Source organism: Methylophaga sp. (assembly GCF_009711715.1).
Taxonomy (GTDB): Bacteria; Pseudomonadota; Gammaproteobacteria; order Nitrosococcales; family Methylophagaceae; genus Methylophaga.
The window spans coordinates 1-9,244 of the sequence record NZ_VENF01000006.1; the positions used below are offsets into that span (position 1 = coordinate 1).

Genomic DNA, 9,244 nt, shown 5'->3' on the forward strand with positions numbered 1-9,244 from the left:
AGCGGTTGTCCTCAAAGTTGGGAGCGATGGCGACACCGTTCATCCCCGCCTGACCCTGGCAGAAAAGATCCTTTTCAGTAGTGCTGTAGTCCTTTGTGTCTTTCAGCCCTAACAGATGATTGACGTCACCGTTGGGCTCACGCACCGACAGGCCACGACATTTTTCGGTGTATAACATCGTGCCGTCATCAAACAGCGCAATATCCCAGGGATTTTCCAGTCCTGATATCACTTCGGTATGCGTGAGTTCAGGTACATGAGAGTCCGCATAGGCCATGGCTGGCAATCCGGCCAGAATCGCCGTGGCCGCAATGAGATTGGTTGTTCGTTTAGTGTGTTTGTGAGACATGTCGGCTTCTCCTTTATTAATGAGATGCTGTTATGTACTCCACATGCAATTTAATGATGAGAGATTACAGAAAGGATCCATTCTTTCTTTTATGACCCTTACCTAACCTGACGTCACCTACCGTCGGATTGTTCCTTGTTGCTACGAACTTTCGTGGATAATGGCTGGGTGTTAGCAAGCAGCAGTGTGTTCTCAGCAGGTCAGACTGGCCATGAAACAATAAGTGATGATCGCTTTATCCTCAGCCCAGAATCAAAGGACGGTAGGGATTGATTTTCATCACCTTGCGATCGGTCTCTGAACCTATCTGTTCCATGTTACTTAAAGGAGTAACTCATGCTTGATCACATTTTCCTCACGGTCACAGATACCGATCGTTCAATCGTATTTTATGAGCGACTGCTACCGCACCTCGGCATCATCAGTCGCCTCGATTACGATGGTAATAATGGCCCCGCAGGTCATGCTGATCTGAAAGGCTTTGGCTCCAATGGCCGTATTTATTTCTGGCTGAGGCAAGGTAATGCCGCACCTGAAGGGGTGCATGTCGGTTTTACTGCTGACTCAGAGGCGATGGTAAACACAGCATTCGCCGAAGCAATAGCTGCAGGAGCCACGCAAATTCATCCACCCGGACCACAACTTCACTACGATCCACGTTATTACGCGGCTCAAGTCAGGGATTTAGATGGCTATAGCCTCGAATTTGTTTATAAAAGTTGGCAGCATCGGGATTGAATAACCAGCATGCCAAGTTTGATCTCGTTTCTCATCTCAACCTACCTTACTGAGCCTGATACAGCTCACCAAAAATATCCAGATAGGTGAGATAAAGCCGAACATCAAATTCCAGTTGGAGATAGTTCGGTTCCATATGTGTGCAGAGCTTGTAAAAGGCTTTGTTGTGATCTTTTTCTTTAAGGTGTGCCAGTTCATGCACCACGATCATGTTCAAAAATTCGGGGGGTGCCGTTTTGAAAACAGCGCCGATCCGCATTTCATTCTTGGCTTTGAGTTTACTGCCCTGAACACGTGAGACATAAGTGTGCAAGCCCAATGCCTGATGCAGCACATCCAGCTTATCGTCATAGATAACTTTGCTGAGTGGGCTGGATTGACGAAGGTACTGCTTCTTTAACGCCATCACATACGCATACAAGGCTTTATTGGTTTTAATGTCGTGGGTGTCAGGATATTTTTTCAATAGAAACGGGCCGAGTGTTTCAGCAGCAATCGCAGCCCTGACTTGGTCCAGAACGGGTTTGGGATAGCCTGTTAAATACTTTAATTGCATGTGCGAAAAGAGTTTGAAGCCGCTAAGCTGATTGAGTCATCAGACTATACAGCAGCGATGGTGTCGTGGAGGCGTTTTTGCCATATCACTTTCGATACGCTTATGGCATGATAGCCGTTATGGCTCGCTTTCCGCGAGCATATTCCCTATTAAACTGTTAACACCTGCCAACCAGGGTAGGTGAAAGTACGCGTTGGAGTCACGCAAAATGAAAGCATTACAACCTGAAATCGTCATATCTGAACTGGACCTGAAACGTATTGAACAGCTCCTGTCGATGCAGTCATCTAGCGAACTTGAGAAACTGGCTACACTGGAAGATGAGTTGGAAAGAGCCAATGTCGTCGAACCTGCAGCTATTCCCGGCAATGTGGTGACGATGAACTCGACTGTGAAATTTAGCGTGTCTTCATCACAGCAAACATTTTGTCTGACGCTGGTTTATCCAAAGGATATGACTGACGATGGAAAAACCATCTCGATTCTCGCTCCGGCTGGCAGCGCCATGCTGGGCTTGCTGGAAGGCGATGAGATTGAGTGGCCAACACCGGACGGCAAAGCCATGAAAGTTAAAGTGGAAGAAATCCTCTATCAACCAGAAAGAGCAGGGGAGTTCCACCGCTGAGCAAAATGATGCAAGCTCAAGCTGTGCAATGCAGCTTTTTATCAATGCTGGTACAAAAAAGCCGACTCAAGGTCGGCTTTTTTATTTAGCTGATAGGTGGCTTTAACTTACTTCGGGTTGTATTCATCAAAGCGATCAATATATTCGTCGAGGTTAGTCGCCATCATTTCTGCAAAACGCTGAGTAAAATACTCAATGATTTTTTGTTTTTCTTGTTTTAACTTTTCAGCCTCATCAAACTGAGGTGCAGTGCTAAATACACTGAAACGTGCGGCAGAAAAGAGTATTGCAGAATTCACATTTTCTGCTTCGGTTTCTGCATGTTGCTGGTTAGCAAGGGTAATAAACTCATCACAACGTTCCTGGAATGTTTTCTCAACTGGGGCGTTTTCGCTCATTTTTTCTCTCGGTAATAATTTTAGAAATAGAGTTTTGTTAGCTAAACAGTGACTTGATACGATTGATCAAGATTTTCACTCGGCTCAACAGGCATTTAACCAAATTGCCATTGGCGTGTTTGAAGTGCTTCTTAAAAGGCTTTGTCACTTCCCAGGTGCCTTTGAAGCCATTCGGGAAAATCACCAAATCACCCGCTTTGAATGTCACCGCCGGACCACCGTCTTCAGGTGTCATCACACATTCGCCTTCAAGGATATAGGCATATTCAGTGGTCACAAATTTCCAGGGGAAAACAGAGACCTCTTTTTGCCATGTCGGCCAGTGATTGACACCTAATTTCTTTAGGTTCTCTTCGCTTGGCTTAGTTTCTACGGTGATTTGTTTCATTTACCTTCCTGAATCATCTCATATCGCCGGTCGATATGATTTTAGGGAAGTTAGGTTACGTTATTGGGGTTAATTTTCATAGGCAATCATGCCGCGGCATTGGCTAATCAGGCTTGGCATATAGCGCCTTTGAATTTTAATCACCGAATAATTATCGGCTTGGCTGACCTAATCCATTGATAGGGCACCAAACATAGGAGTAGATTACTCTTTGAGGTGATTGAGTCCTCTCAGGGCTGTTGAAGTTTTAGAAAAGGAAGCAAAATGCAGAAGAAGGTTATAGCGAAAGAGTCGATCAAGCTGCTCAAGCTCTTGGCTGTCGGATTTCTGCTGATCATTATTCTTGTGCTGGCAGGTGAAAAAATGACGGGTACAGAAGCTGTGATATTGGCTATCACCCCGTATATTCTTTACCAGCTTTATTGTGCTATCCACCGGTCAATGCGTCGTAAGAAGAAATAATCCCAAACAACTTAAGTAGAGTAGGTTGGGCTGACGCAGGAAGCCCAACAAATCACCTTTCCCCAAATGACCCGCCATCAAGCGAGTCAATAACACCCCAGTTTGGGTCTACATAACCATCTTATATATACCGATGGATGCTTGAATAAGGCCAGTCAGCAGCTTTGCTCACATAACCATGCTTGATTGGATTCTGGTGGATATAGTCCACGTGTCGTTCATAATCCAGTTCATTACGAATAAGATGCTCCCAGAACCGACGTTGCCAGACTCCACGTTCACGCTTTGTAGCACGGCTTGGCTTGAGATTTTCGGTCCTGGGTAGTGATCGTGAAAACGCTGATTTGATTAACATCCAGCGTTTTGAGAAATCGGCATCGCCATCCGGTAAAGTCCAGATAGCATGTAAATGGTCGGGCAGCACCACCATGGCATCGACTTCAAAAGGATACCGATGTTTTACGGTTCGAACACAGCGACGCAGCAGAGAAATATGATCGGTTAACAGTGTTTGTTGTCGATCAAGCAGATTGACCGTAAAGAAATAAGTGGCACCTGCCACATCAGCACGTCGATAACGCATTATTCACAATCCTTGTGAAATCATTTGGTGGTTGGTTCGTATTTATGAATCCAACATCACACCTTCAAAATACCGTAGGTTGGGCTGAAGCATGAAGCCCAACGGTGGGTTTTGTTTAAAAGGTTGGAGTTGTTGGGCTTCGTTCCTCAGCCCAACCTACCTTCTGTGGCTAACTCAGTGACAATGTCTGCTTCCGGCTTTGGTGTCGCGATGACAACCAGAAGAGTCAGTTCTGCCACTATGACTCACAGCATCAGAAACAGTCACGAATGCCGGTGTTGTTTTAATGTTCTGTTGAGAAGCAATGGCTGAAGATGACCCTAAGATCATCATTGCGATAATGGTGTATTTCATAACTTGTTCTCCCTGATGATTCCAATAGGTTCATGACCACCTTCAATCATCATGTTCCTCTGTTTATCACAGCGTCAAGCGCTCATTCGCATGGCGTAGAGAGTTGAAGAATTATCTGCCTGGCTTTAGTACAGCACGCTGGTTTATAAGCCAAGCAATAATTATTGCATTGAAATAGGCAAAAAGGAGTAAGCCGACTTTGTTAAGTAATATTGTCAGAAGCATTCCTTCAGATGTATGCGCTTGAGTAATCGTTATTTTTGCATTCATGATATTAAGAAACCCCCACCACAAGGCTTCTTTTGCTGTGTTGATATCACTCCCATTCTGACCTTCAAATTCTAAAATCAATGCACTTGAAATTGTGTAGGTGATAAAAGTGAATAAAATAACAGTAAGAGTAAGGCTCTGGAATTTACTTGTATGAAGTTGTTGGAGAAGTATCCTGACGGATTTGATGGCTCGCAGGAAGCGAATAATTCTGACGATTCTTGCCAGTCGTCCCCATCGCAATGGATCAATCATTGGAATTGATGCCGCAAGATCAATCCATCCCCATTTCAGATATTGGGTTTTTGACTGGGCAGTGAATAAGTTGATGAAAAAGTCAGCCAGAAAAAAAACAAACAGCAAAATCGACATATTGCAGCAGTAGTTTAACTTCAGTATCCGTAATGATGAATTCTTGAAAGAAGAGGGCGATTAACACATATATGCTCAAAGCCAGCATAAATAGTTGATAAGCTGCACCGCCTTTTTCTCTCATTGCAAATCCATTTTTTATTCTTGATTCGTTCTTATCTGATTTTTATTACTCTTCAAGTGAGCTGGTGAGCTGGCACCTAGATTTCCTAATTTTTCAAGTTGCCTGACCCCTTGACTGCCATCGACTCTGACACCACTGTTTTTTCAATCGTGTCTGACCACATTGAGCTTCCATTGAGCTGCGTTGATTTCAGCCCAGCCTATTTTGCTGATTCCTCAAAGCACGCGTTCATAAACATCAGAGCAAGAGGTGTAATTTCAATTTTTCCTCTATTGAACTTTAGCTCTATACCCTCTTCTGGTTTGGCAAAAGCAGAAAACTCACTTTTTGCATAGGTTTCTAATGGTTCATAGATGTTATCTCCAACCATGTATATATCATGACGAACATTGAAAAAACCTATGCCTTCAAAGTTGTTTATGTATGCGTGAATGTTTAGCGGTTCATGGAGGTCTTTTAAACATCCAATACCCGGTCTAATTGGGTCGAGAGTGCTCCACTCTTTTTTATTTTTATTGTTTAGCCTAACTTCTATGAATGGAATTCCGTTTACCAGCTTTCTAACGGATTTCAATAAAATTGCCTCATCTGGAGACATATTAGATATTACATTTACAAAACTTGGATGAGCAGCGCCTGCTTTGGTTTTAATAGATGCTTGTGCCAAGAGCTCTGCGTACATATCACTTAATTCAGAGTCTGTAACATACGCAAGTTTTTCTGCTATTGGCACACCGATCTCAGGTGCAACCTCACAAATTTCGTCCTCTGGCACACTCTCAAGCTTTTCTCTGTACTTTTCTAAATTTGTTTCTAATTTTATTCTTGAACGTTCGTTCATCATAGCTATTGGCCAGAGTGCAGTGTTTCCAAGCCCCAGAATAGTACCGAGTGCTTTTCCAGCCTGTTGGACTCCTGGTTTCGCCAAATCACCATAGATTTCTTTGAATACAGATGGAGAGTTTATTATCTCTTTCAATATTTCCATGTCACAGTTATCCCGTAACAAAAAAGCCGACTCAAGGCGTTGGATTTCAGATAAGTTGAAATAACCACGATACGGCGATCTATATAAATCAGTGACTTAGATTGCTTTAAAATACCTGGATTTCACAAGTTTTATATTGGATTTCATAATAAATGAGATTGTTTGTTGAGAATTTCAGAAAAGTTTATATTATTTAAGGTAATGATTTATATGGATAGAAATCAAAATTTTGGTAAGGCCGGCATTGAAGGTAAGATTATATTTAGTGCTTTGAGAGCTTTAAGCCTATAGATATCGAGATATCTTATTTAAGTTCACCAGTTACCAACGGGGGAGGTTCGCATTGGGATATAAGTAACTTTGTACGATTTGGCTTCTGTATTCTCTGCAAACTTGGTAATCCCAATAACGCCTCTAGCTAGAAGGTACCAAGCAAACACAGGGCCTAGGATTATTACATAACTCAGCCTCGAAGCCAGTGCTATGCCCGATTCACCGAAAACTCTCTCACAAGCTCGCTGCAACTGCTCCTGGTTTATACGCTTGTGGTAGTAAGCCATAACAAATGGCCATAGCCCCATGATAGTTCCTGCTGCAACACCAGCCCCAGTGACTTCTAATGCGTCTGCCGGTGAGAGCTTGTTGAGCATGAAGTCAAAGTTCTCTTGTGTTACTTGATGAAGATCTGAGTGCTGATAACCACTAGCCATGATCATCGGGTTATCTTGAAAATATTCTTTCACTTCGTCTGTAGTTAAAATTGGAAGCTCGGGGTACTTTAGTAGGGCATTTTCAATGTAATCCGGGTTCTCAGTCGCTTTGAGAGATATTTCAAGTGTTTCACTTGTTTCCTCATTCGTTAATACAATGTCTGAACCCGGATATGACTGATCATCATGCATATATGCTTGCCATGAGTCACTATCTGCGTTTTCGGCGTTAGTCACTATCCGCTCGAATAATTTACCTTTAATGAGGTTAATTACACCAAGAATTTGATCTGGTTCATATTGACCCATAAATTCTGAAATTTCGTTGAGCGAAGCATCTTCTAATTTGGGATACCTATCTCTTATCGAATTGATGAATTCCTGTCCCAATGGACCTTGCAACCGATCATATTGACCAGCAAGTAACCAACCCATAGCGAGAGTACTGAACAATTCCCCCCTCAGTTGGTCATTTCTAGCAGGTATCTCACCTCTAACCCAGGCTCTCAACCTTAGTCCCATAGATTTAAGGTTGGATGGTGATAAATTTCTTTTGAGAATGTCTGTTTGATATGTGTAAAGAGATTTTGTCTCTTCCCAGATACCTTTTAATGCTCTTTTGGGTACTGTAAAGCTATTATTCAATTTAGCCTCTTTCCAAGCAGCATAGAACATTAACCCAATAAAATTAGTTACAAATAACTCGGCCAGAATTAAGGGATTGATGCCCGGTATTACAGAAAAAAAAGAGAGCCCAAAACCCAACAAAGACTTAAACACCCAAAGTATTGTTGTGAGGGTTGCTGCGAACAGCCCAATGTACTTCCATACGTCAGCTGTGCTGGTGATTTTAATACCAACTCTCATTGCAATTACGTAAGCCATCCAAGCTTCTAGCGCAATGGAAACTGCAACACCAATACCCATTTTGCCGGGTAAGCCAGCTAACACTGCATTAGCCACGGCCACCCGAGTAATTGCAGAGTAGATTTCTGATTGTTCATCTTTTCCATTAAGCCGAAACACATCCTTGATTGGCTCGAAGATGAAATCTCTGAGGGTGAAATCGGCAAATAGCTTTTCAATTCTTTTATTGTTTTTCGATAACCAAGCTTTAGCTTCCGCATGATTGCTGTAATTCGCAATCCGTTCTTTCAAACTATTGATAGAGTCGGTCATCCCATAGAGCCTCATAAATGAGCGACAAATACAAGTCTCTATTCACAGCCCTCTTTTCTGATAAATAAAGGAATGTTTATGTCGTTGATCAGAGTTGAAAGCAGTTTGGCCTAAATTTACCTTCTAAATCAATACTTGGTGGGATTTATGAGTCACGCTGAAGTTCATACATAAATATCATGTATGGACATTAGAAATCTTTCCGGATATGTGTGCAGGGGCTTCGATTTGTCTGGTCAGCTCTGAGTGACTATGACCTGAGGGGGGCAACAGCTGACTTCACCAAGGGTTTTGAGTCATTCATCAAAAGATTCCTCATCCATAACTGGTTCATTCATCCAAATATCTATTGTTTTACAATCTTCAAGGTGCTTGAGCCTAATTATGTCCCTAAATGTGTCGTGTTCTCGTTCAAAATCATAACTTCCCCCTAGTATTCTCTCAGCCTTAGTTTTCAACGCGGATAGCTCGGCTTCTATCTGCTCATCAGTTGGCTCTTGAGGGTAAATACCGGCCCAGGCATCATCCCATGACAATTGTTCTAAATTGTCTGCCTCAACCATAATGGTTGCACAACGACGAAGCTCTTCTAATTGTTCGGCATTCAGTTCATATGTTTTTGACATACATCTTCCTTCATTCCTTAGGCTGGAGTGACCTGCTCCCCGCTTTCTAATCCACGAATAACTTAGTAATGTTCATCACTGAAAAGGAAGATGAGCATGAAAAAACGATTTACAGAAGAACAAATCATCCGGATTTTGAAAGAGGCCGAAGCAGGTCTGCCAATCAAAGAGCTTTGCCGGAAACATAATATCTCCGATGTTACGTTCTACACCTGGCGCAAGAAATATGGTGGCATGGAAGTGTCCGAGGCCCGCCGCCTTAAGGGGCTGGAGCAGGAAAACGCCAAGCTCAAGAAGCTACTCGCAGAATCCATGCTGGACAATGAAGCCCTCAAAGCCGCACTGAACCGAAAGTACTGACCGTCAGGGATAAGCGGGAGGCAGTGCGTTTCATGCTGTCACAGACAGCGGTTTCTGAACGCAGAGCCTGTTCACTGGTCGGTCTGAACCGCGCCACTATGCGATACCGGTCCCAGTCGCCTGAGGAGACTGAACTGACTGAGCGGATCAAGGCGATAGCCT

General features: G+C 43.1%; 14 protein-coding genes and 1 pseudogene. 4 read left to right on the top strand and 11 right to left on the bottom strand.

Going from position 1 to position 9,244, the window contains the following annotated elements; genetic code table 11:
• Positions 1 to 349: PQQ-dependent sugar dehydrogenase (locus FH755_RS05350; RefSeq protein WP_292439372.1), on the bottom strand; the 349-nt coding region annotated here is incomplete at its 3' end.
• Between the two features lie 336 nt (positions 350 to 685).
• Between FH755_RS05350 and FH755_RS05355 the strand changes: the two genes are divergently transcribed.
• Positions 686 to 1,087 (top strand): VOC family protein, encoded by a 402-nt coding sequence (locus tag FH755_RS05355; RefSeq protein ID WP_292439374.1) that lies wholly within the window; start codon positions 686 to 688, stop codon positions 1,085 to 1,087.
• Positions 1,088 to 1,133: 46 nt separating this feature from the next.
• Here the strand turns inward: FH755_RS05355 and FH755_RS05360 are convergent, their stop codons facing one another.
• Positions 1,134 to 1,643, bottom strand: coding sequence for a M48 family metallopeptidase (locus FH755_RS05360; RefSeq protein WP_292439376.1), 510 nt, complete (start codon positions 1,641 to 1,643; stop codon positions 1,134 to 1,136).
• A gap of 208 nt (positions 1,644 to 1,851) precedes the next feature.
• Here FH755_RS05360 and rnk point away from each other — a divergent pair, with 208 nt between their 5' ends.
• Positions 1,852 to 2,268: a nucleoside diphosphate kinase regulator gene (gene rnk, locus FH755_RS05365; protein WP_292439378.1), complete on the top strand. Its 417-nt coding sequence runs from the start codon at positions 1,852 to 1,854 to the stop codon at positions 2,266 to 2,268.
• 107 nt (positions 2,269 to 2,375) lie between these two features.
• Here rnk and FH755_RS05370 read toward each other — a convergent pair whose 3' ends face one another.
• Together FH755_RS05370 and FH755_RS05375 are read right to left on the bottom strand one after the other, a co-directional pair.
• Complete coding sequence (locus FH755_RS05370; protein ID WP_292439380.1) at positions 2,376 to 2,666, bottom strand: DUF3144 domain-containing protein; 291 nt, start codon at positions 2,664 to 2,666, stop codon at positions 2,376 to 2,378.
• 37 nt (positions 2,667 to 2,703) lie between these two features.
• A complete protein-coding gene (locus tag FH755_RS05375; protein WP_292439382.1) occupies positions 2,704 to 3,054 on the bottom strand; it encodes a cupin domain-containing protein in 351 nt (116 codons plus the stop codon).
• A 264-nt stretch (positions 3,055 to 3,318) separates the two neighbouring features.
• Between FH755_RS05375 and FH755_RS05380 the strand changes: the two genes are divergently transcribed.
• Complete coding sequence (locus FH755_RS05380; protein WP_292439384.1) at positions 3,319 to 3,516, top strand: hypothetical protein; 198 nt, start codon at positions 3,319 to 3,321, stop codon at positions 3,514 to 3,516.
• Positions 3,517 to 3,637: 121 nt separating this feature from the next.
• Here FH755_RS05380 and FH755_RS05385 read toward each other — a convergent pair whose 3' ends face one another.
• The 7 genes from FH755_RS05385 to FH755_RS05415 form a co-directional block, all read right to left on the bottom strand.
• Complete coding sequence (locus FH755_RS05385; RefSeq protein ID WP_292439386.1) at positions 3,638 to 4,099, bottom strand: transposase; 462 nt, start codon at positions 4,097 to 4,099, stop codon at positions 3,638 to 3,640.
• 174 nt (positions 4,100 to 4,273) lie between these two features.
• A complete protein-coding gene (locus tag FH755_RS05390) occupies positions 4,274 to 4,453 on the bottom strand; it encodes a YHYH domain-containing protein (RefSeq protein ID WP_292439388.1) in 180 nt (59 codons plus the stop codon).
• Between the two features lie 111 nt (positions 4,454 to 4,564).
• Positions 4,565 to 5,095 carry an ion transporter gene (locus FH755_RS05395; protein ID WP_292439390.1) on the bottom strand — a complete coding sequence of 177 codons (531 nt, stop codon included), beginning with the start codon at positions 5,093 to 5,095 and terminating at the stop codon, positions 4,565 to 4,567.
• Entirely contained in the window at positions 5,061 to 5,219 is a 159-nt protein-coding gene (locus FH755_RS05400; protein WP_292439392.1) for a hypothetical protein, read from the bottom strand. The genes FH755_RS05395 and FH755_RS05400 overlap by 35 nt, the downstream gene beginning before the upstream one ends.
• A 199-nt stretch (positions 5,220 to 5,418) precedes the next feature.
• Positions 5,419 to 6,207: a DUF4393 domain-containing protein gene (locus FH755_RS05405; RefSeq protein ID WP_292439394.1), complete on the bottom strand. Its 789-nt coding sequence runs from the start codon at positions 6,205 to 6,207 to the stop codon at positions 5,419 to 5,421.
• Positions 6,208 to 6,521: 314 nt separating this feature from the next.
• A complete protein-coding gene (locus tag FH755_RS05410) occupies positions 6,522 to 8,096 on the bottom strand; it encodes a hypothetical protein (RefSeq protein ID WP_292439395.1) in 1,575 nt (524 codons plus the stop codon).
• 296 nt (positions 8,097 to 8,392) lie between these two features.
• The gene (locus FH755_RS05415; RefSeq protein WP_292439396.1) at positions 8,393 to 8,722 is read right to left on the bottom strand and encodes a hypothetical protein; all 330 of its coding nucleotides are present in this window, start codon (positions 8,720 to 8,722) and stop codon (positions 8,393 to 8,395) included.
• Between the two features lie 96 nt (positions 8,723 to 8,818).
• Between FH755_RS05415 and FH755_RS05420 the strand changes: the two are divergent.
• Positions 8,819 to 9,244 (top strand): annotated as a pseudogene (locus tag FH755_RS05420) (transposase); the annotation flags it as partial.